Genomic DNA, 23,108 nt, shown 5'->3' on the forward strand with positions numbered 1-23,108 from the left:
GGGGTGTTTAATAACCACCCACCGGTTAGATCCACGCCAAATGAGGACGAGACGATGACCACGCTCCTCCACGTGAGCGATACCCACCTCGGAAAGCGCCAGTACGGGAGCGATGTTCGGCGGAAGGACTTCGCAGACGCGTTCGAGCAAGCCATCGACATCGCTCTCGGCACACATCCGGAGCACGACAACGACCCGGTCGACGCGGTAATTCACACCGGTGATCTGTTCGATCGGCGGACGCCGCCGCTTCCCGTGGTCAGAAACTGCATCCGAACGCTCCGCAAGCTAGAGGACGGCGAGATTCCGTTTTACGGCATCGTCGGCAACCACGAGCGGAAGATGGACGACCAATGGCTCGACCTCATCGAGGAGACGCGGACTGCGAGCCGTCTCAATCACGTGCCGACGACGGTCGGCGATGTCGCGCTCTACGGTATCGATTCGGTGACGAAGCCAGCGTGGGACGCCACCGAATTCGACCTCGAAGAACCCGACGACGGGGACGCCTTTCGACTGCTCTGTATGCACCAGTTGCTCCACCCTCCGGTGCCCGAAATCATGGCCGACCACGCGACCGCCGAGACTATCGAAAAAGCGGACCTCACAATCGACGCACTCGCACTCGGCGACTACCACGAAGCCGAGGAGGCGGTCGTCGACGGCGTCGATGTCTGGTATCCCGGTTCGACCGAACGCTGTAGCGTGGGCGAGGAGGCCCCCCGGAGCGTGTGTCTGCTTGACATCGAGGACGGAACGCTCAGACGGCGCGCGATCGAACTCGATACCCGGGAGTTCCGGCACGTCGCCATCGAGTTCGGCGAGGACGACGGCTACGGGCACGCAGAGCGCGTCATCGAGCGCCACGACCTCGATGGAGCGGTCGCGCTCGTCGGGCTGCGCGGCGAGCGGAGTTCGGTCACGGCGAGCGCGGTCTACGACCTCGCTACTGAGCGCGGCGCGGCCGTCTGCAAGGTCGACGACGACCGGGGACGCGAGGCGCTCGATGCCGAACACGGCCCGTCGGGAACGGTCAAGCGTCCGGACGAACTCATCGAGGAACGCCTCGCCGAGGCGTCGCTCGGCGGCGTGACGAGAGACGTCGAGGCGCGCGTTCGCGGCGACAACGACCTCGGGACGAGCCACGTGGCCGACTGGGCCGAAGAGCGCATCAGAGAGGCCCAGTCCACGGCATTCGACGACGGCGATTCGAGCGGCGAGACGGAACGTAACGGGGAAGCGGGCGTCGCCGACGCTGACGCCGCTACGGTTGACGACGACACGGTCGCCGACACCGATTCCGGCACCGCCGCCGATGGCGGCGAAGACTCGCGACTCGATTCGTGGACCGGGACGACGGAACACGACGAAAGCGGCGGAAACGAGACGGACGACGGGGAGGGACGACGGTGAAGATCAAGCGCCTGCGTCTGGAGAACGTCCGCAGCTACGACGATCAGACAGTCGAGTTCCCCGACGGCGTCATTCTCGTTCACGGCGAGAACGGCTCGGGAAAGACGTCGCTGTTGATGGGGATCTTCGGCGGACTCTTCCTCTCGAAGATCACGAGCGTGGGGTCGAACAGCTTCACGCTCGAAGACCTCGTGCGCCGCGGCGAGGACAGCGCGTGCGTCGAACTCGTCTTCGAGGTCGGCGGCACTGCGTACACCACGGAGTGGCGGCTCCATCGGACGAGCACAGCTTCGACGGCCGAGCTCACCTCCTCAGCGCTCTCAAATCCAGTCACGGGCGTCCGTGACGTCCGCGCGGCAGTGGTCCAGCTCGTCGGGCTGGACGCCGAGGACTTCGCCAGTTCGGTCTATGTCAAGCAGGGCGAGGTCGACCGCCTCATCGACGACGAGGACCGGACGACGACCATCGATAGCTTACTTGGACTTGACGAGATAGATAACCACACCGAGCGAATGAAACAGGCCCGGCGGGCGGCCGGTCGTGTTCGGGAGGCGAACGCCGAACGGCGGCGTGGACACCAGGAGGACCGCGACGAGTACGACCGCGATGAGGCCGACTTCCAACGAGAGATCACCGCGCTCACCGATGACATCGAGGCGGCGGAGGGGGACGTCGAGACGGCCGAAGAGTATCTCGGCAGACTCAAAGACCACCGACGGGAGAAGACGGCTGCGCTCGACCGCTACGAGGACCTCGTCGAGAAGGCGCGGGCGAAAGCCGAGCAGGTCGAGCGCGTCGAGGCAAAGCGCGGCGAACAGCAGTCGGCCATCGAAGACGCCGAAAGCGCCATCGAGGACGCAGAGGACGAAATCGAGCGTATCGAGGCAGAAATTGCCGACCTCGGCGAGGGGGTCGAGTACGACCTCGGTGACGAGGAAAGCGCCGAAGCGGCACGCGAGGGAGTCACCGCAGCGCTTACCGAGGCGAGCGCCGAGCGCGCCACCGCCGAGAGTAAACTCGAAAGCGCACGCGAAGAACACGAACGGCTCGTCGACGAGCGCGAAGCCGCGACCGAGACGCTCGACGAACTGACTGACGAGCGTGAATCGCTCCGCGAGCGGTACGAATCCATCGAAGAGCGTGCCGAAGCGGCTGAATCGGCCATCGAGGAAGCTATCGGGAAACGAGACCGTCGCGCCGCGTCGTTCCTCCCGAAGCCCGAGGCGGCGGACGTGACCGACGAACACCGCGAGGCGGTCGGGGAGCGTCTCGACACGCTCTGCGAGAAGCGCGAAGCGGCGACGAACGCACTGACCGAGGCACGCACGAAACGGGAGGTGAAGGCGTCGGCGCTTGAGGAGGCGCGTGCGGAACTCGCTGACCTCGAAGAGCGCCTCGATTCACTCGGCGAGCAACGTACAACGATCTGCGAGGAGATCGAGGCAGCGAAAGCCGAGGTGGAAGCCGCCGAGGGCGAACTCGCAGAGAGGGTTGAAAACCTCGCGTCGGACGGTGATGAACTCGGGATCGCCGTGTCCATCGAAAGTCTCGGCGAGGCCAGGAACGACCACCTCCCCGCCCGCCGCGACGAACTCACCGACGCGCTCGGGGACGCAAAGAGCGCGATCGCCGCTCTGAACACGGAGGAACGACAGTACACCGAAGATCTCGACGAGCTACGAAATCTCGGCGAGGGCGGGACGTGTCCGACGTGCGGGCAGGCGGTCTCGGAGGCCCACGTCGAGGACGAAATCGCCGAACTGGAGGACGAGCTCGCGGACATGCGCGAGCGGAAGGCGGCCAAAGAAAGCGAGCGAGAGGCGATCGCCGCGGAACGAGCCGACCTCGACGGACTTCGTGAGCGCATCACCGAAACCATCGAGTACCGCGACGACGCTCTCGAAGCGCGTCGAGAGAAACTCGACGACCTGTGCGAACGCGAGAGCGACATCGATGCCGAGGTCGCCGAGACGAGCGGCGAGGCCGACGCTATGGGAGAAGAGATCGCGCGCATCGAAGGCCAGCTCGACGACTTCGACGAGCGCATCGCCGCGCTCGAAACCGACGAGTCCGAGGCGCGCGAGGGAGTCTCTACCGGCGAAGCCGTGATCGAGGGGTTCGAAACCGTCGCGGAGCGCCGCGAAGCGCTCGAAGTGGCCGAAACGGAGCGCGAGGACGTCGTAGACGACATCAGGGATATCGAGAACGACATCGAAGAGAAACAAAGCGAGGTCGAGTCGCTCGACGGCGCGCTCGACTCTCAACGGGGGACAGTCGAGAACCGCGAAACGGCGCTGGCCGAGGCCCGCGAGCGCGTCGAGGCTGTCGAGGAGGCGAAATCGACGGTCGAGGGGGCCGTCGAGCGCTACGACACCATCGACGACCACGAAGCGACGATCTCTCGGGCGACCCAGCGCATTGCGGGGGCCGAGCGGGCTATCGAGGACTTCAACGAACAGTTGGCAACGCTGGACCGCGAGCTGGCGAAGGTCGAGGAGGAACTCGACGAACACGACGGTCGGGACGAGATCGAGGCGGAGATTCGAGAGACGGAAGCACGCATCGAGAAGCGCGAGGCGACGCGCGAGGAGTACGCCACTCGGGTGCGCCGGCTCCGTGACGAGCGAAGCAAACTCGAAATCGAGCGCGACAACTTAGAACGGCTGAACGAGCGCATCGAACGTTGCGAGCGAAAGGAGCGCTGGGCCGACGACGTCTACCAGGAGATCGAGATGGTGCTCTCGGTGTACCAGCGCGTGAAATCCGAACTCCGTGAAGAGTACCTCGCGTACATCAACGAGTACACGAACGAGGTCTTCGGGAAAATCTACAAGAACACCGGCTACCAGCAGGTCCAGATCGAGGAGATCCACAACGAGCGCCGGGAGACCTACGACTACGCGATTCGGCTGTTGCGCGACGATGGGGCCCGCGAGAACCCGACGAACGCGAGCGGCGGCGAGCGCGCCATCGTCAACCTCGCGCTCCGGGCGGGCATCTATCGGCTCATCGCTGAGATGGGTGGTGGCGACCGGAGTACGCTGCCGCCGTTTATTCTCGACGAGCCGACGACGTTCCTGGACGAAGGCCACGTGGGCCAGCTCGAACGAATGCTCCGGACGCTCGACGACTGGGACGTCCCGCAGGTAATCGTCGTGAGCCACGACGAGCGGTTGATTCACGGTGCGGACCACGAGTGCGCCGTGAGGAAGGACGCCGCGACGAAGACGAGCCGCGCCGAGATGCACGTCGCGGGTCAGTCTCGGGGCGCTGATGGCGGGGATGTCGGCGTCGCATCGGGAGGTGACGACTGAGTGGACCGGAACGCGTTCGGTGTCGTCAGACAGCTGTTCGAGCACATCGATGAGAGCGTGCCGGGCGAGCCGGTCTCTCAGACGGAGTACGCCCGTCGCCTGTTTTCCTTGCTCGGGCGTGACGGCGGGCAGGTGGAGGCACTTGGCGAAGTGGACTGTATGAAGACGCGGACGACCGACCTCGGCACGTGGAGCGAGGATCCGTGGGCCGAGCACACGTACGGTCTCGACGCCAGCACCACCCGGCCGATGGAGTACAACAACGGGCTCGTCGTCGATACCGCGAACGCGAAACTCGGCGTCTCGGGTGCGAGCGGCGACCGTGCGCTCGAACGGGCGGGAACGATACGCTCGGTCGTGTACTTCGACGACGATGAGAGTCGCTTTTTCACCAGCGCGTTCGAGGACGGGAGCGGGTACGTCGACGGCGAAGTGCTCGCCGTCCCCGGAACCGCCGACCGAGCGGCAGACGTCACGCGGTGGATATCGACGGCAGCACAGCGCCTCGCCGAGGGCCGACACGCCCTCGAACACGCGGAGACCATCGATGGAGCGTTGTTCATCGATGGGTCGACCTATCCGCTGGGTGTCCTCTACTGGCTCATGCTCGAAACCGTCGACCGGATGCCGGTGCCGGACACGTGGGAGAAACCACGAGAGATCGTCGCAAACTATGTCGACCTAGTCGACGCCCTCTACGAGAAGGACCTGCCGGTGCTCGGAGTCGTGAAGACCTCGATGACCGGCCAGGTTCTCGACGCGCTCGAAGCGAAGATCGACCGTCACGATCTCACCGACGAAGACGGGCACACGCTCGACGTCCCGTGGCGACGCGACCACCAGTTCGTCGGCGAGGTGCTGCGCGACGGGAGCCTGAACCACCTGACGTACACCTCGTGGCTCGTCCACGAGCAGAGCATCGATGGCCGGCCGTTCGAGATGTTCTCGACAGTCGCAGACCAGTTGAGACACGGCGACCCAGCCGACTACCGCCGTGCGTTCTTTTACGTCCGCCTGCCGAAGACGGGTGGCGTGTTTCGCGTCGAGACTCCGCTGCTGATGCTCGAAGACGACGAGCGCCGCGGGGCAATCCAGCGAAAGGCGCTGAAGGAGATCGCCCGGAGCAGGGACGTTCCCCAAGCGGTCAAGCGTGCTGACCGCATCGCCCGCATCAGTCCTGACAACCGCGAGACGATCCGTGAATTCATCACGTCAGCCGAGAGCTACCACGATTACAACGAGGATGGCCGCTGGAAGGACATCGAGGACCCGAATGAGGTAACCCAATGAGCGACAATCCACTTGAGGACGACCCCTTCGAAACGGACGACGACCGCACCGACGACACTACTGGAACCGATATCAACGACGGGACGGACGCGACCGGAACCGTCGACGACTCGGAGGAGGACAGCGAGCAGGCTGGGACGGTGCTGTCCGAACAGCGTGTCCCGAACTCGGCCACCGATCTCGGTTCCCGTGAGATGGGCCACGTGCTCGCGAGCGAGACAATCCACGTTAGCCGGGACGAGTACACGGTCAACGCCTACGTCGCCACCGAGCGCCGTGATCGAGTGCGGGTCGGCGATTACGTTCAGATTCCGTATCCCGACAGCGAGGACGTCCTGTTCGCCGTTGTCGACGGGTTGCGCTACGAGCCATACACCGACCTCGACGATCGCTCTGACACGCACAACCTGATCAACCGCGAATCCGCGCTCGACGAGTCCGAGTTCGTGCTGGTCGCCGAACTCGAACCGATCACGATCCTCTCCGTCGATGGCGACGCCGAGGATGCGGGCGAACAGCATAAAGAGAGCAGCGAGGCGCTCTCACGGGGTATCGTCAACAAAGTCCCGAAGCCGAACACGGGCGTCGAACTCACCGAAGACGAAGCCTACCTGCGCGAGGGGCTGAACATCCCACACTCGGGCGTCTTCTGTGGGTATCTCTCGGTCGGCGGCAGCGCGATGGAAGTGAACGATGAGCCGTTCCCTTACTACCTCGCCAACCCAGGCATCGGTCTCGATGGGGAAATTGAGCCGGGCGAACCGGCTGTCTTTCGACACGCGCTCGTCGCCGGATCGACCGGAAAGGGGAAGACCCACTTCGCAAAGAACCTCCTCCGGCAATTCATGGGAGAGAAACGCTATCCGATAGAGAACCACGAAACCGGCGAGCTCGAACGAAGTCGGCTGAACGTCGTCGTCTTCGACCCCGAGAACGAATACTGGCAGATGCGCGAGGACGGCGACCTGCCCGACGGGGCACGACAGCGACTCGAACGGAAGGGCATCGAGGTCGGCGGCGTCGATGATTTGGAGGTGTTCGTGCCCGACGTGGCGAACACGACCGCCCCGGCAACGGGCCAGAGTCGATCGTTTTCGATCCCCTTCTCGCTGGTGCGCTCGCGGCCGGAGCTATTGATGCCATACGAACCAACCCCTGTAACCCGCGGCGCGCTCGAAGGCTGTCTCTCCTCGTACTTCGAACAAGAGGGTGGGACACCGACCTACGAACGATTCAGGAACTATCTTGACGCAAACGTCGACGAAAATAGTTCACTCAGGCAACAGCACGAGATCGCCGATGGGACCTGGAGCGCGGTCATGCGTCGGGTGAAGGGTGGAGACGGAGCCTTCGGTGATGTGTTCGATGGTGGGGGCGGCGGAAGCACCGGCGCGAACCCGCTCAACGAGATCTCGGGCGAGCTGTTCCGCGAGGGACAGGTGACGGTGATTCCGACCGGCCACCTGCGTGGCGGGAAAGAAGAACTCGTCGTGCTCTCGGCCCTTTCTTACGTCATCGAGAATAAGATATCCGATCACGATGTCGATAGCCACGTCAAAGACACGCCGCTGCTTCTGAGCGTCGACGAGGCGCACAACTACCTCTCGGGAGCGAAGACGCTGCGTGGGAAGTATATCATCGAGAGAGCGCGTGAGGCGGCCAAGCAGGGCCGAAAGGACAAACTCGGATTGTTGATGATTACCCAGAACCCCGAGGACATCGACGACGAGGTTCTCAAGCAGACGAACACGAACGTCTTCCTCGGTCTCCGCGACGAGGTGGTTGAGAAAGTGCCGTCCGTACCTGCGGAGTTCAAGCGCGATATCCCGAAGTTCAGCAAGGGACAGGCGGTCGTCAAGGCACCGGACGTCGAGGCGGTAGAGGTCATTGGTCTACCGTACTGCGTGACGAAACACGGCAAGCATGACAACTGAGACGATAAAACCGATCGTCCCGTTCATTGTCCGGTTTCGACCGTCTCGGTTCACTGGACCCGAAGTCTCTTATGAACCAGCGCCCTATCGCTGGCAATGACCGATACGGTGGACGACGTGGAGCAACCGTACGATACAGACGCCTCACACCAGGAGAAGATCGATTCGCTCGAAGACCGCATCGACATCCTCGACGCCCAGAACGAGGAGATGCGCGACAAGCTGCTCGACGCGAACGCCGAGAACAACAAGTACCAGCAGAAGCTCGAACGGCTCAACCACGAGAACAAGAAGCTGAAGCAGTCGCCGCTGTTCGTCGCCACAGTCCAGGAAGTCGCCGAGGACGGCATCATCATCAAACAGCACGGCAACAACCAGGAGGCGCTCACCGAGGTCACCGACGAGCTCCACGAGAAGCTCGAACCGGGCTCCCGTGTCGCGGTCAACAACTCCCTTTCCGTGGTCACCGACCTCTCGGACGAGACCGACGTCCGGGCGCGGGTGATGGAAGTCGAGGAGAGTCCCGGTGTCGACTACGACGACATCGGCGGCCTCGCGGAACAGATGAACGAAGTGCGGGAGACCGTCGAGCTCCCGCTCGAGAGCCCGGAGATGTTCGACGACGTCGGCATCCAGCCCCCATCGGGTGTGCTGCTCCACGGGCCACCCGGCACGGGCAAAACGATGCTCGCGAAGGCGGTCGCGAACCAGACCGACGCGACGTTCATCAAGATGGCTGGCTCGGAGCTCGTCCACAAGTTCATCGGTGAGGGCGCGAAGCTCGTCCGGGACCTCTTCGAGGTCGCCCGTGAACACGAGCCCGCGGTGATTTTCATCGACGAGATCGACGCGATCGCCTCGAAACGCACCGACTCCAAAACGTCGGGCGACGCCGAGGTCCAGCGCACGATGATGCAGCTCCTCTCCGAGATGGACGGGTTCGAGGAGCGCGGCGAGATCCGGATCATCGCCGCCACCAACCGCTTCGACATGCTCGATCGCGCCATCCTCCGGCCCGGCCGGTTCGACCGGCTCATCGAGGTTCCCAAACCCGACGCCGAGGGTCGCGAGAAGATCTTCGCGATCCACACCCAGGAGATGAACCTCGCCGACGATGTCGAGTTCTCGGAGCTCGCGGCGGACGCGACCGACGCCAGCGGCGCGGACATCAAGGCGGTCTGTACCGAGGCCGGGATGTTCGCCATCCGCGACGAGCGCACCGAGGTCCGGATGACCGACTTCGACGAGGCGTGGGAGAAGATCGAGGCCGACGAGGAGGCGACCGGCGACGTGACCAAAACCTTCGCCTAAACAACGTTTTTACGTCGTCGGGTGGCCTCCCTCCGGTCGGCCACCACTCTCTGCTCACGGGTGCGGAGCACCCGTTCGCACGGTACGAGGGACGCTTCGCGCCCCTCGCTATCGCCGGCGCTTCGCGCCGGCTGTAAGAGGTTCCTTCGGAACCTCTCTACTCGCAAAAACGTTGATGAAAAACTCCCGCGAGCGCCCGCTGGGCGCTCGCGGTGAGAACACTGGCGCTCTCCGCGACCGCAACCGCACCGCCACGCAACCGCCGACCGCAACCGCCACGCAACCGCCGACCGCCACGCAACCGCCGACCGCCACGCAACCGCCGACCGCAACCGCACCGCCGAAGCCCTCGTTCGCTTCGCTCACTCGCCCTTCATCCACCAGGTCCGCACCGTAATACCACAACATCCGCAGCACGATTCGTCGGAGTCGGGGTCATTCCGACGGAAGCTGTGGTCGGTAGAACTGAGGCGCGTGGTGGCCGTACACGGCGTATCGAGGTCGAAATTGGACCGTATTTAGCGGCAGGCTCCGCCAACATCTCACACAAGCAAGTATTAATCTTTATACCCACGCTGATCCCCGGTATATGTCATGCGCAGACTCGGCCGGCACGTCGCCGACGCCTACCGCAACCTCCGCCACGGTGGGCCCGACGTCATCCGGGAGTTTCTTTCGCGGGCGTACTTCGGAACGGTCCCCTCCGTCGATCCCGATCCTGTCTACGCCGAGGACTGGGACCTCCTGATCGTGCTCGACGCCTGCCGGGCCGACCTCTTCGACGAAGTCGTGGCCGACGGCAGCTACGAGGGTCTCTACGGCGGCGAATCCCGCATCTCGGCCGGCAGCACCTCGACCGAGTGGATCGAAGGCGTCTTCGGTGACGCCGACCCCGACGACCTCCGCGATACGGCGTACATCACGGGCAACCCCTACTCCGAATCCCATCTCGACGAGGAGTCGTTCGGCCTCGTCGACGAAGTCTGGCGGTACGCGTGGGACGACGAACTGGGAACGATCCCCGCACGACCGCTGACCGACCGCACCATCGCCGTCGGCCGCGAGCGCTCGTTCGATAGGATGGTCGTCCACTACATGCAGCCACACTTCCCCTCGATCCCCGACGGCGACCGCGATACGGGCGTCACCCTCGACGAGTTCGGTGACGAATCGATGTCGGTCTGGGAGGAGCTTCGCTTCGGCCAGCGGACCGAGAGCGAGGTCTGGGAGAGCTATCGCGCGAACCTCGAATACGTGCTCGGCGAGGTGCAGCTCCTGCTCGATCACGTCGACGCCGACCGGGTGGTCGTGACGGCGGACCACGGCAACGCCGTTGGCGAGGCGGGACTGTACGGCCACGCCGAGGGCGTCGCGCTCCCCTGCCTCCGAGAAGTGCCGTGGTGTAAAACCACCGCGACCGATCGCCGGGTCCACGAACCCGCCCAGTACGACGCTACCGCGACCAGCGGCACGACCGCCGCACGGCTCAAGTCGCTTGGCTACGCCTGAACGTTTTTACTGCGGGGGTTCGCGCCCTTCGGGCGCTCAACCCCTTGCAAAAACGTTCACCGGAGCGGCGAAGCCGCTCCGAGCCCTCGTTCGCTTCGCTCACGAGGACATGAAAAACTCCCGCTCGCTCCCTACGGTCGCTCGCGGTGAACCGCGCTCGTTCCACTCGCGCGGACGCTATCTCCCACACAGCTGACCGCAGCCGCGCCGCCGAAGCCCTCGGTCACTCACTCCGTTCGTTCCCTCGCCCTTCATCCACCAGGAGAGCGAAATCCCCCTGAAGCACCCACCTCCTGACCCACCGCTCGCCCACCGACCACTGACCCGACTCCGGAAAGTCCTTGACCGGCGGGAGCGCCACTTCGGACAGTAGCCGTGCCCTCGAAACCGAATCTCCTCGTGCTCTGTGTCGACTGTCTCCGCGAGGACTGTCTCGCGTCGAGCGCGTCCGACACACCGTTTTTGGACGATTTCAGAGCATCGGGACTCGCCTGCGAGCAGCTCTTTGCGACCGCGACCACCACGACGCCCGCGGTTGCGAGCCTCCTCACGGGCTCGTACTCCGAGCGCAACGGCGTCCACTCGCTCCAGCACGGCCGGCTCGATCCCGAGGTCCCGACGCTCCCCGGAATCCTCGGCGAGCACGGCTGGCACACCGAAGCCCTCGCCACCGGCCCGCTGGTCGCCGAGACCGGCCTCGATCGCGGGTTCGACGTCTACCGCCACCGCGAAGAGGACGAGTCGCTGTTCGGCGACTGGCGCGAGACTGCCCACGACCGCCTCGCATCGCTGTCGGAACCGTTCGCGGCGTTCGTCCACTGCTGGGAGCTCCACGAGGACATCGACGTGCCAGCCGCGTACGACGAGCCGGCCTACGGCGACACCGACTACACCCGCGCACTCAGCGCGCTCGATCGGGAACTCCGTGATCTGGTCGAGACGCTCCCCGAGAACACCCTCGTCGCGATCCACGGCGACCACGGCGAGAGCATCACCCACCGCCACAACCCGCTGCGGCTCCTCGGAAAGAGCGTCCGCGACGCCATCCGATACTACGGCGGCGTCGACACCCGCACCATGGTCGGCCGACTGAACCGTGCGCTCGACGGGCTCGGCCCCGACATCGATGACCACTTCCTCGAAAACGGCCACGGCGAGAACGTTTTCGACTTCACGACCAACGTTCCCTTCCTCCTCGCTGGGCCGGGAATCGACCCCGCGACGATCACCGCTCAAACCCGCCAAATCGACGTACTCCCGACGCTGCTCGCGGCGCTCGACATCGATGTCGATGCCGGAACGGACGCCGAAATGGACGGCGATGCGCTCCTGCCGGCGGACGACGTCACCGACCGGCCAGCGTACATTCGAGCGTGCGGTGCGTCACTCCACCGCACGCGCAACTGGGCGCGCGCGATCCGTCACGACGGCGCGAAGTACATCGAGTATCCCGACCGCGAGTGGTCCGCGGAATGCTACGATCTCGACGCCGATCCCCAGGAACTCGCCTCGATCGAGGCCGACCGGCTCGCGGCGCGGCTGCAACGTCACCTTCCAACCGAAGAGCTCGGCGACGCCGAACGACTCGACATCGACGCCCGGCTTCGAGATCTCGGCTATCTCTAAGCTGGCCGGCCCACGATCGACGCACCACGGATCTTGATCGTCGCCGCCGCGGCGGCTCCCAGGCTGTTGGTCAGGAAGAACCCGCCGACGCTGTGAATCGTCACCGCCGCGGTCGCGATCGTCGGGCTCACGCTCGTCACGAGCACCAGGAGGGTGATGTTGACCGTCTCGATCCCGCCGAGCCCGCCGGGTGTCGGGACGATGCTCGCGGTGGTCCCGATCGGGACGACGAAAAACGGGATGTAGATCGGCACCGACGCGCCGACAGCGAGCAGCGCGACCCAGAGCCCGAGCGCCTGGCACGCCCAGCCGGTCGCCGAAAAGGCGAGCGCGGCCGCCACCCGCCGCCGATCGCCCGCGACGCGCTCGACCGCCTCGACGAAGTTCCCGATCCGGGTTGCGATTTCGTCCGGTTCGAGGGGATCACCTGGAAGCACGCCCGAGATCCGCCGGATCACCGGCGTCAGGCCGCTCACGAGCCGGCGCTGGAGCGCGACGCGCCGCCGCCACGCAAGCGCGGCGAGGAGGGGAAGACCGACCGCCGCCACGATCACGCTGGCGACCAACACTGCGAGCCCATCGCTGAGCGCGACCGCAGTGGCGTAGTAGCCGACCCCGACGACCGCAAAGGACAGCGAGGGAACGAAGTTGAGCGCGTCGAGGCTCGCGATGGAGGCGAGCGCGGTCTCGAACTCCGTGTCGGAGATGTCGGTCAGCAGCCACGCCGTGACTGGCTCGCTGCTCGCCTGACCGAACGGCACCACGTGGTTGATGAACGCCGCAGCGGCGGTGACGAGCACCGAATCGAACGACGAGAGATCGACGCCGAGCGCCGCGAGGATACACCGAAGAGCGAGCCCCCACGCGAGGAGCCACGCCACGATCGTCGCGGCGACGACACCGACGAGCGGGAGACTGGCGCGCGCGAGCGCCGCGAGCACGTCCTCGACGCCGACGAACCAGAACAGCGCGACGAACACGACGCCGGCGGCGGCGAACCCGACGAGCACCGACGAGAGCTTTCCGCGACGCATATCAGTCCCACACGGGGGGAGCGCTTGAACCCGGCGGAACCGCTCCGTGACTCGGGGATCGTCCTTCGTTCCGAGACCGGGTCGGCGATATACTTATCCCGTCGACCCCCAACCGTGGCGTATGCGCGAGGGGTTCCGACCGATCGTTCTCGTCGCTGCCGTGGTGCTCGCGGGCTGTCTCGGCGGGGCGACGGGCGGAGCTCCCTCGGACACTGCGCTCTCGTTCGCCACGGCCGACGACGCCGGTCTCGACTACGAGACGACGGATTCGGGCCTCGGCAACGGCAACGACAGCGTCTACGCCGCGGACTACGACAACGATCTCCAGACCGATCTCCTCGCCATCGGCGGTGACGACCCCACGCTGTTCCACAACACCGGCGGCGCGTTCGAGCGATCGGAGGCACTCCCCACGATACCGGGCCACGTCCAGAGCGCGCTCTTCTTCGATCGTGACGTCGACGGCTGGCAGGACCTCCTCGTGCTCCGGCGGAACGCCACACCGGTCTTCCTCGAAAACCGCGAGGGCGAGTTCCACCGAGCCGACGTGGGACTCGACGACGAGCTCGCGATCCCGGTGAGTGCAAGCGCCGGCGACTACACCGGCGACGGCTGTCCCGACCTCTTCGTCGCCCAGTACGGCGACTGGGAGAACACCACCCCGAGCGCGTGGAACGCGCCGACCACGCTCATCGAGGAGGACAACGGCAACCCGAACCTGCTCTACCGCGGGACCTGCGCGGACGCCACGAACGGAAGCGGCGGGTTCGAGCGCGCTACTGACGCCGGGATCGAAGGGGCACACTGGAGCCTCGCGACCAGCTTTGTCGACCTCAACGGCGACGGTCGATCCGACATCCACGTCGCGAACGACTACTACAACGACACGATCTACTACAACGAGGGCGATGGCACGTTCGAAAAGCGAGTCCTCGGCGAGCAGACCGATCGAAACGGGATGTCCTCCGAGACGGCGGATCTCGACGGCGACGGCCAGCTCGACCTGTTCGTCACCAACATCTACTTCCCCGAGAACACGAGCGCGCTGTCCGAACAGGAGCGCGAGCTGTTCGAGAGCTTCGTCGAGAATCGGCTCGGCAAGCGGATGCGGGGCAACAACGTGCTGCTCGGAGCAAACGAGACGAACAGTACCGACGGGACGGATGGAGCGAACAACGCCGGCAGCACCAGCAGCGCCGGCGACGCCAACAGCACCAGCGTCGGCGACGCCAACAGCACCAACGCCAGCGACACGGGGTTCACCTACGCCGGCGAGCGTCTCGGCCTACACCGCGGCGGCTGGGGCTGGGCGGCCGCGATCACCGACTTCGACAGCGATGGCGAACAGGACGTGTTCCACACCACCCAGACCGTCATCGCATTCAACGACTCCGAGCCACGGTACCCGACCCCGATGACGTGGGTCCAACACGACGGCGACTTCTACCGCCAGAGCGCGACCGGTATCGGGTTCGAATCGACCAACGGCCGCGGAGTCGCCCATCTCGACTACGATCGCTCCGGGACCGCTGACCTCGCGCTGGCGACCTACGACGATCGCCACCGGCTCTACCAAAACAACGCCTCGCAGGGTAACAGCCTCCAGGTTCGCGTGCAGTCGGGAAGCCTGAACCACACCTCGCTCGGCGCGCGAGTGTCCGCCACTACTGGCAACGACACCCAGCTCCGGGTGAACACTGCAAAAGCCGACTATCAGTCCCAGGACACCCGCTTCCTCCACTTCGGGCTCGGTGAGAGCGAGTCGGTCTCGAAACTTCGGGTGGTGTGGCCCGACGGCACGGAGCGCGTCCTCGAAAACGTCTCGGCAGGACAGCGAATCGTGGTGACGCCAGGCGGCATCGCCGACCACGCCAGCTATCGGAACGCCACGGGCTGAGGATCCTCGCGTCTGCTACTGACGGTCGTACCGCTGAGCGTCACTCCCGATCGGGTCGCGGCCCCGGCAGCGCCCGCAACGAGCGCGGCGGGATCAGGTAGGTCGCCCGGCGTTCGACGTCGAGGAAGTCGACGATTCCACTGTGGTGGGCGTCCGCGCCGCCGAGATCGTCCATCGCTTTGCGCGCCTCGATGAAGCTCTCCATCCCGCGCTGGATCGAGTTGAAGTTCATCCCGGCGTCGTAATCGGGCGACGTCCCGACCCCCTCCGACCGCCGGAGGATCTGGGGGTCGAAGTCGTCGTCGCGCGCCCGTGCAGTCTTCTGTGCGTGGCCCAACCGGCCGTGGTCGTCGGCCTCGCCCTCCAGATCCTCGGCCATCTCCTCGGTGACGCCGCTCTGACCGCCGAGGTTCTCGCCGGTTTCGCCGACTTCCTCCGCGGTGTGTGCGGTGCTGAACATCTGAGTTACGCGGGCGTCGGCGTCGAGGTCGTACCACGCGTCGAGGTCGATCCCCAGCCGCGAGGAGAGCTGGGTGGTGCCGCTGGCGAACGGTCCTTCTCGAACGGTCACGCGATCCTCGGCGGGGTTGGTGTCCTGATAGCCCGACTTGTACCCCATCGAGAGCGGGGCATCGTCGTCGATCGCGTCGTGATCGATCTTCTCGGCGGGCAGTCCCCGCCCGACGACGCCGGTACGGCGATCGACCACCGAGAACACATCGCCGATCCCCGCCTCCATCTCGATTCCGTTGAGCGTGTCCTGCTCGCCAAACAGCGCCTCCTCGACCGCGAGCGGGATCGAGCCGTAGTCGCTGTTCAGGGTCAAGAGTGCGTCGGCGTCGTCGGCACGGTCGGTCGGCTCGTCGAGTTCGTCGAGCACGGCCGTCGGCGTCGGAAGATCGATGTCGTCAGGCAGCGACGCGTCGAACCGGGCGAAGTACGCGGGCGCGTACCCGAACATGAACAGGAGGCCGTCGTTGAACGTCGCGCCGGCTTCGCCGCCGGTGCCGCGCTCGAAGGCTCGTTCCACGGTCGAAAAAGCGCTCTCGACGGTCTCGCGCTCGTCGTTCGTCGGCGGCACCGACCCGGTGTACGAAAGCGAGAGCAGCACCTGGTGGCGCGGGAGAACGGTGTCGCCGTTGGCATCCGTGACGAGGAATTCGTTCCACGCGTGCTGTCGCTCGGGGAGCGACGCGAGGTCCTCGGGGCCGTGGGGAAACTCGGGCTCACTCGACGAATCGGCGTTCGCCTCCATATCGAGACACGCCGACAGCGCGCTCGCGCCACCGATCGCCACCGCGCTTTTTACGAACGCACGGCGATCGATCGGCTGGGGAGGATCCGATGGCACGGCCGGGCCAACGGTGTCGGAACGGAAAGCTGTGTCGTCGTGTGACAAATTCGCCAACAGCGGTCGCGATTGTCGGGACGACCGCGGCCGGCTGGCAGTCTCGGCCGGCGATGGCGCTACGCCGGGAGCGTTTCGGCGAGCGTATCGACGAACGCCGCCGACCGTTCGACGTGCGGGAGGAGTTTGGCGTCGTCGAACACCACCAATCGGGCGTCGGCGGCGTCGGCGATCTCTCGACCGCGTTCGAGTCCGGGGAGGTCGGCGTCGCGGCCCCAGACGATCGTCGAGGGGATGTCGAGTGCGGCGAGTCGATCGTCGAGATCGACGTCGGGATCGAGAAACCCGCTCACGAACGAGGCGGGAGCGAACCGCGCGCCCGGCTGGTGGGTCGTCCGCCAGCGATAGTCGATGTACTCCTCGGTGAGGATCGACGGATCGGCGATGGCGTGATCGCGCTCGAAGTACCGGAGCGAGGGTTTGCTGGTGAGGAGGTTGAACAGCGCCTCGCCCACGAACGGCGCACGGAGCAGCGAGCGGAGCCACACCCGGCGCTCGGGCATCGTTTCGGCGGTCGGACAGACGAGGACGAGTTCGGTGAAGCCGGCGTCCTCGGCGGCGGTCGCGGCATACGCACCTGATAGCGACGACGCGACACAGATCGCGTCCTCGGTGAGATCGCTGGCGAACTCGGTCACGAACGTGGTGTAGAGCGACGCGGAGTACACGAGAGGCGGCCGATCCGAGCGTCCGAACCCCGGAAGATCGGGCGCGATCACGTGGTACTCGGCAGCGAGCTCCTCGAAGACCCGCTCGAACTCCCGGCTCGATCCGGCAGCGTTGATTCCGTGGAGGAGCAGACAGTCGGGGTCGTCCGGATCGCCCGCCTCGGTGTAGGTGATATCGAACCCGCGCCAGCGGTACGTGTGCTGGGTACCGGCAAGCGCGTGATCGAGCACGCCCGCACGACCGGTCAATGCACGATTGGTCACGGCGACGAATCCCGCGCCAGCGAGGGCACCGACGGCGGCGCGAAGCTTCATGTGGATGCCAACGGGCAACCACGGTTTATACGTGGTGATGGTCTCCGACCGGCAGCGACCGGCGAACGGCCACAACGATTATGAGAGGGGGCATACATCCTCCGACGAACCGATGTCGAAAAGCGATCGCTGCTGTATCGTGTGTTGAAGACGATGGATCTCAATCGTTAATCTCTATGACGAATTATTTATATAGTGTTGTTCAGTTAATCTACGCGAAAGTGGACGGAGATACGACATGCCAGAAACGCCAACCATCGAAGCCGAGGCCACGACAGAGGAAAACGCCAGCGAGTTCGTGACGGGATCGGCGGCGCGCGTCGCCGTGCTCGAACGGCTGGTCGAGGGACCCGCGGCCCCCGACGAGATCGCTGCCGAGCGATCCGTCAGTGCCGCCAGCGCAAAGGACGCAGCGGCGGAGCTCCGGGAACGTGAACTCGTCGAGCTCCTCGTTACCGACGACGAGCGCGTGTACGGGCTCACCGCGAAGGGCGAGCGAACCCTGTTCTTCCTCGAAACGGAGGGGAAGGTCTAGCGACCGTTCGGACCGCTTCGAGGGGGACGGATGCAGTCCGCAAGTCTCGGAGGGGTTTTTGCGAAACAACCAACCAGCGAAACACTGATGCCACGCAATGATAGCGGATGCGGCCGGAGGGGTAGCGAGACGGGAAGCGACTTCGCCATCGATCGGCGTTCGTGTCTGAAAGCCGCGGGGATCGCCGCCGGTTCAGCCGCGCTGTTTTCGGGATCGGCGAGCGCCGCGGAACACCGGGGGATCCGGTTCAAACGAACCGTAAACATGGTCGAGGACGCCGGCTGCGATCCGACCGGCACGGAGCCGTGTGACGAGCAGTTGCGAGCGGCGGCCGACGACTACACGCTCCTGAAGTTCCCGGCTGGAACCTACAAGTTCACCGAGAAGAACGTCGTGCTCGACACCACGAACCTGGGGTTCCGCGGCGAGGGTGACGTTCGCTTCGCGGTTCCCGAGGGGTACAACGAGAAACTGCTCGTCGCCGACCGTGGAACCGGGCTGCTGTTCGAGAACATCGACATCGATCAGCGAGCCCACGGAGCGACGCCGGGACTCCATCTCGGGGCGGCCGACGATCTCCAAATTCACGACGTCGAGTACATCGGCCAGGGTATCCACTTCGACAGCGAACCGCGCAGCGAGGGCGGCGGGAACCCGGCGGTCACGAACGCGCTCTCGCCCATCGTTCGTTCGGCGGACGGCACCGGTGTCGTCGAGAACGTGACGGTGAACGACGCCGGTCTGATGGGAGCGTACAACCGCGGTGAAGGACGCGTCGGCGTCTGGATCGGGATGAGCACCAGGGGAACCATCACACTCCGGGGTTGTCACATCGAAGGAGTCCCGAACAACGGCCTCTACTGCAGTCGAACCTACGGTGTCGTCCGTGTCGAAGGCGGAACCTTCAGGAACAACGACATCTCACAGGTCCGGATCGGCAGCGAGGGGAGCTACGTCGATGGAGCGACCATCGAGGTCGACGCTGGGGCGAGTAGCAGCCCCAATCCGGGGCAGATGCTCAACGGACGCGGGGTCCGCTTCGAGGTCGGCTCGCTCGACACCGCCGGACCGGAGGTCCGAAACTGTGACATTACGATTGCCGACGCCTCCCACTCCGGTGGCGGAGTGGTCGCGTCGGGCGATATCGGGCGGTTCGACGTTCGGAACACCCGTATCAAGGTCGATGTCGACGGCGTTCGCGGTGTGCTCGCGAAGGATCCGACCGGCGGAGCCTACAACACCGGTACACCGTACGACGGCACGCTGCGGAACGTCAGCGTCACCGGAAGTGCGGGCGGGACATCGGCAATCGAGCTGCGCCAGCGCTCCGGATCGGTGATCGAAGGGTGTTGCCTCCAGGTTTCAGGAGCCGATCGGAATGGTGTCACAGTGGTCGATTCGGACGACTGTGTCCTCCGGAACGGAACGATCGACGTGACGGGCGAGTCAGTTGTCCGCGAGAACGCATCGGTCGCCGTCAGCGGGATCGGCGATAGCGGCACCTGCCCGGCTCCGAGCGGTGCGTCGCCATCCCAGCCGCAGCCAGAGCCCGAACCACAACCAGAATCGTCGGAACCGGGTCCGGACGCGGACGTCCTGACGATCGAGGGCGCATCGGGGGCGGACTACGAGCTCGCGGCGAGCGAGGGTCTGGCGAAAACCACCACGATGGACGGAGCGACGATCGATCCGAACGACACCATCGACGGGGCGACCGCGACCGGCCAGGTCGGTGGCAGCGGCCGAGACAGCTTCGCCATCGGCGGTGAGATNCCACCACGATGGACGGAGCGACGATCGATCCGAACGACACCATCGACGGGGCGACCGCGACCGGCCAGGTCGGTGGCAGCGGCCGAGACAGCTTCGCCATCGGCGGTGAGATCACTAAACTGGTTCTCGACGGCGGCGCGAACCTCTACTACAACGGCGAGAACGTCGATCCCGCCGAGTACCTTCCCAACACCCTCTCCGTCGAGAGNCTGGTTCTCGACGGCGGCGCGAACCTCTACTACAACGGCGAGAACGTCGATCCCGCCGAGTACCTTCCCAACACCCTCTCCGTCGAGAGTGACACTCACGCCGAGTTCGAGTTCACCGCCTCCGACGGCGTCGTCAAAAGCGCCGTCATGGGTGCGGCCGACCCCAACGACTCCGTCTCCGGCCGGACCGTCTCCGGCCAGGTCGGCGAGGGTGGTCGTGACAGCTTCGCCTACCTCGGCGAGATCCAGAGCCTCGATATCGACGGCGACGCTACCGTCTACCGCAACGGTGACGCGATCGATCCCGACGAACTCGGATCGGGTGGCTCCGGTGGACCGAACGTCCTGACGATCGAGGGCGCACCGGGGGCGGACTACGAGCTCGCGGCGAGCGAGAGCTTGGACAAAGCCACCACGATGGACGGAGCGACGATCGATCCGAACGACACCATCGACGGGGCGACCGCGACCGGCCAGGTCGGTGGCAGCGGCCGAGACAGCTTCGCCATCGGCGGTGAGATNCTGGTTCTCGACGGCGGCGCGAACCTCTACTACAACGGCGAGAACGTCGATCCCGCCGAGTACCTTCCCAACACCCTCTCCGTCGAGAGCGACACCCACGCCGAGTTCGAGTTCACCGCCTCCGACGGCGTCGTCAAAAGCGCCGTCATGGGTGCGGCCGATCCCAACGATTCCGTTAACGGCCGGACCGTTTCCGGCCAGGTCGGCGAGGGTGGTCGTGACAGCTTCGCCTACCTCGGCGAGATCCAGAGCCTCGATATCGACGGCGATGCCACCGTCTATCGCAACGGCTCGGTGCTCGCGAACCCGACACAGGCGTCGAAAAAGCAGGACGCACTGCCGTCGTTCGGCCGTCTGCCGTAACAGCAGTTGCCGATCACCCTCGGTGGCGTCGGGCCGGCGAGTGGTCGGAGGGGTAGCAGTCGATACTGGCTGTCGTTCTCGGTGGTAGCTTACGACCAGAACCGTTGATCGCCACGCGAGGGAGTTCGACGGAGTCTGGGTTAAATCGGCGCTTCAAGACCCGTCCCGTAGTATCGCCGTGTCCGGAAGACGTTCGTTGGGACGCTATCGACGAGAGATAGCTGAATCTGTGACGACAGTATCAGTCGAGAGCCACAGTACCCGAAACCGTATCGTCGTTCGTACGAGACCTTCCACAATGCTTATGCCCGCCGATTCGGTCGGTTAGAGTGATCGGTCGCATCCATGGGGCTTACCACAGGGCTGCGGTATCGCGTCGCGAGCACCCTCGGGACCGCCGTGCTCGTCGTGGGCGCGATNGTCGGTTAGAGTGATCGGTCGCATCCATGGGGCTTACCACAGGGCTGCGGTATCGCGTCGCGAGCACCCTCGGGACCGCCGTGCTCGTCGTGGGCGCGATCGTGGTAGCCAACCACCCGTTCGCTCAGCGGGTCCTGACGTCGCTCCCCGTCTCGGGCCGGCTCGTGCCCACGACACTCACCGACGGGGCGTTGACGGTGGCCGCAGCCACCGCCCTCGTCGTGGTGTTCGTCGCACTCGGGCCGCTGTTCAAGCCCCGGCCCCGCCGGATCCTCGACACCATCTCGCTCACTGTCCGTCGGCTGTTTGCCGCGTCGCTCGCGCTCGCTGCGGTCGGCTACCTCGATTACACCTACCGGCTCCCACGAACGACGCTCGTGATGATGGCGGTGCTGCTTGGGATTTGGCTCCCCGCGTGGTTCGTCCTGATCCGTCGCCGCCCCGTCGCCGGGAGCCACCGCGCAGTGCTGGTCGGCGACGATCACACCGCGATGGCCGAACTTTTCGAAACCACCGATCTCTCGATCGTGGGCTACGTCGCCCCTTCCATCCAGTACGATCCCGAACCATCCGAACAGGGATCGACCACCCGATTCGCCGACGGTGGCACCCACCAACAGCCCCGTCTCGACGACGTGGAGTGTCTCGGTGGGCTCTCACGGCTCGAAGAGGTCTTCGTCGAGCACGATATCGACACCGCAGTGCTCGCGTTCGAGCGATCGGATCGTGCGGAGTTCTTCGGCACGCTCGCGACGTGTTACGACCACGGCGTGGCGGCGAAAGTCCACCGTAAACACGCCGATAGCGTCCTCACCACCGACACGAGCGTGGTCGGCCTTGTCGACATCCAACTCGAACCCTGGGACTGGGAAGATCGAGCGCTGAAGCGGCTGTTCGACATCGCGTTCGCCGCTACCGGACTGATTGTCCTCTCGCCGATCATTCTCCCAGTCGCGATCGCGATCAAACTCGACAGTCCGGGACCGGTGCTCTACGGCCAGGAACGCACCGCGGAGTTCGGCGAAACCGTCGAGATCTACAAGTTCCGGAGCATGGTCGCCGACGCCGAGGCCGACACCGGCGCGAAGCTGAGCGAAGAGGACGCCGGCGGCGTCGATTCCCGGGTCACTCGGACCGGACGGCTTCTCAGACGCACCCATCTCGACGAAATCCCCCAGCTCTGGTCGATTCTCGTCGGCGATATGGCGGTCGTCGGCCCACGGCCCGAACGTCCCGAACTCGATGCCGACATCGAATCCGGCATCACCCAGTGGCGACGGCGATGGTTCGTCAAACCCGGCCTGACTGGCCTCGCCCAGATCAACGGTGCCACCGGCCACGATCCCGAGCGGAAACTCCGGTACGACACCCAGTACATCCACCAACAATCGTTCTGGGTCGATATCCGGATCGTCATCCGTCAGGTCTGGATGGTCGTTAGTGACACGGCAGCTGTTGTCACGACTGACGATAGTTCCGAGAAGTAATCGATCGCAGCCAGCAGCACTACCCGTGGCGTGATGCAGTTATTGAGGTAAAATATCAATCAGGGATGGTAATCAATGTG

The 23,108-nt window shown here is 65.1% G+C and carries 14 protein-coding genes; 10 read left to right on the forward strand and 4 right to left on the reverse strand.

Annotated elements, in window-relative coordinates; all coding sequences use genetic code 11:
• The first annotated feature begins 54 nt into the window (after positions 1–54).
• From C450_RS13250 to C450_RS13280, 7 genes are all read left to right on the forward strand, one after another.
• The gene (locus C450_RS13250; protein WP_005044254.1) at positions 55–1,413 is read left to right on the forward strand and encodes a DNA repair exonuclease; all 1,359 of its coding nucleotides are present in this window, start codon (positions 55–57) and stop codon (positions 1,411–1,413) included.
• Positions 1,410–4,727 carry an AAA family ATPase gene (locus C450_RS13255; RefSeq protein WP_005044256.1) on the forward strand — a complete coding sequence of 1,106 codons (3,318 nt, stop codon included), beginning with the start codon at positions 1,410–1,412 and terminating at the stop codon, positions 4,725–4,727. Before C450_RS13250 ends, C450_RS13255 begins: the two co-directional genes overlap by 4 nt.
• Positions 4,728–6,017 (forward strand): DNA double-strand break repair nuclease NurA, encoded by a 1,290-nt coding sequence (locus tag C450_RS13260; RefSeq protein ID WP_005044258.1) that lies wholly within the window; start codon positions 4,728–4,730, stop codon positions 6,015–6,017.
• Positions 6,014–7,951, forward strand: coding sequence for a helicase HerA domain-containing protein (locus tag C450_RS13265; RefSeq protein WP_005044261.1), 1,938 nt, complete (start codon positions 6,014–6,016; stop codon positions 7,949–7,951). The genes C450_RS13260 and C450_RS13265 overlap by 4 nt, the downstream gene beginning before the upstream one ends.
• Before the next feature lie 96 nt (positions 7,952–8,047).
• The gene (gene pan1 / locus C450_RS13270) at positions 8,048–9,262 is read left to right on the forward strand and encodes a proteasome-activating nucleotidase Pan1 (protein WP_005044263.1); all 1,215 of its coding nucleotides are present in this window, start codon (positions 8,048–8,050) and stop codon (positions 9,260–9,262) included.
• A gap of 594 nt (positions 9,263–9,856) precedes the next feature.
• On the forward strand, positions 9,857–10,771 hold the full coding sequence (locus C450_RS13275; protein WP_005044264.1) for a hypothetical protein: 915 nt from the start codon (positions 9,857–9,859) through the stop codon (positions 10,769–10,771).
• Positions 10,772–11,146: 375 nt separating this feature from the next.
• Positions 11,147–12,397, forward strand: coding sequence for a sulfatase-like hydrolase/transferase (locus C450_RS13280; protein WP_005044265.1), 1,251 nt, complete (start codon positions 11,147–11,149; stop codon positions 12,395–12,397).
• Here C450_RS13280 and C450_RS13285 read toward each other — a convergent pair.
• The gene (locus C450_RS13285; protein ID WP_005044267.1) at positions 12,394–13,431 is read right to left on the reverse strand and encodes a lysylphosphatidylglycerol synthase transmembrane domain-containing protein; all 1,038 of its coding nucleotides are present in this window, start codon (positions 13,429–13,431) and stop codon (positions 12,394–12,396) included. The genes C450_RS13280 and C450_RS13285 overlap by 4 nt on opposite strands.
• Before the next feature lie 121 nt (positions 13,432–13,552).
• Here C450_RS13285 and C450_RS13290 point away from each other — a divergent pair, with 121 nt between their 5' ends.
• Entirely contained in the window at positions 13,553–15,328 is a 1,776-nt protein-coding gene (locus C450_RS13290; RefSeq protein WP_005044268.1) for a CRTAC1 family protein, read from the forward strand.
• A gap of 40 nt (positions 15,329–15,368) precedes the next feature.
• On the opposite strand, the gene C450_RS13295 is transcribed toward C450_RS13290, so the two are convergent.
• Positions 15,369–16,679, reverse strand: a complete 1,311-nt coding sequence (locus C450_RS13295) for a DUF7405 family protein (protein ID WP_005044270.1) — start codon at positions 16,677–16,679, stop codon at positions 15,369–15,371.
• Between the two features lie 116 nt (positions 16,680–16,795).
• Positions 16,796–17,719 (reverse strand): alpha/beta fold hydrolase, encoded by a 924-nt coding sequence (locus C450_RS13300; protein WP_005044272.1) that lies wholly within the window; start codon positions 17,717–17,719, stop codon positions 16,796–16,798.
• A 238-nt stretch (positions 17,720–17,957) separates the two neighbouring features.
• On the opposite strand from C450_RS13300, the gene C450_RS13305 reads away from it, so the two are divergent.
• Entirely contained in the window at positions 17,958–18,254 is a 297-nt protein-coding gene (locus C450_RS13305) for a hypothetical protein (protein ID WP_005044275.1), read from the forward strand.
• Positions 18,255–18,446: 192 nt separating this feature from the next.
• On the opposite strand, the gene C450_RS21695 is transcribed toward C450_RS13305, so the two are convergent.
• The gene (locus C450_RS21695) at positions 18,447–19,085 is read right to left on the reverse strand and encodes a hypothetical protein (protein ID WP_152424505.1); all 639 of its coding nucleotides are present in this window, start codon (positions 19,083–19,085) and stop codon (positions 18,447–18,449) included.
• Between the two features lie 2,482 nt (positions 19,086–21,567).
• Here C450_RS21695 and C450_RS13315 point away from each other — a divergent pair.
• A complete protein-coding gene (locus C450_RS13315) occupies positions 21,568–23,028 on the forward strand; it encodes a sugar transferase (RefSeq protein ID WP_005044280.1) in 1,461 nt (486 codons plus the stop codon).
• Positions 23,029–23,108 lie beyond the last annotated feature (80 nt).

The organism is Halococcus salifodinae DSM 8989 (assembly GCF_000336935.1).
GTDB lineage: Archaea > Halobacteriota > Halobacteria > Halobacteriales > Halococcaceae > Halococcus > Halococcus salifodinae.

Coding starts and splice junctions, on each gene's coding strand:
- C450_RS13250 (WP_005044254.1), top strand. CDS start 55: ATGACCACGCTCCTCCACGTGAGCGATACCCACCTCGGAAAGCGCCAG.
- C450_RS13265 (WP_005044261.1), top strand. CDS start 6,014: ATGAGCGACAATCCACTTGAGGACGACCCCTTCGAAACGGACGACGAC.
- pan1 (WP_005044263.1), top strand. CDS start 8,048: ATGACCGATACGGTGGACGACGTGGAGCAACCGTACGATACAGACGCC.
- C450_RS13275 (WP_005044264.1), top strand. CDS start 9,857: ATGCGCAGACTCGGCCGGCACGTCGCCGACGCCTACCGCAACCTCCGC.
- C450_RS13285 (WP_005044267.1), bottom strand. CDS start 13,431: ATGCGTCGCGGAAAGCTCTCGTCGGTGCTCGTCGGGTTCGCCGCCGCC.
- C450_RS13290 (WP_005044268.1), top strand. CDS start 13,553: ATGCGCGAGGGGTTCCGACCGATCGTTCTCGTCGCTGCCGTGGTGCTC.
- C450_RS13300 (WP_005044272.1), bottom strand. CDS start 17,719: ATGAAGCTTCGCGCCGCCGTCGGTGCCCTCGCTGGCGCGGGATTCGTC.
- C450_RS13305 (WP_005044275.1), top strand. CDS start 17,958: ATGCCAGAAACGCCAACCATCGAAGCCGAGGCCACGACAGAGGAAAAC.
- C450_RS13315 (WP_005044280.1), top strand. CDS start 21,568: ATGGGGCTTACCACAGGGCTGCGGTATCGCGTCGCGAGCACCCTCGGG.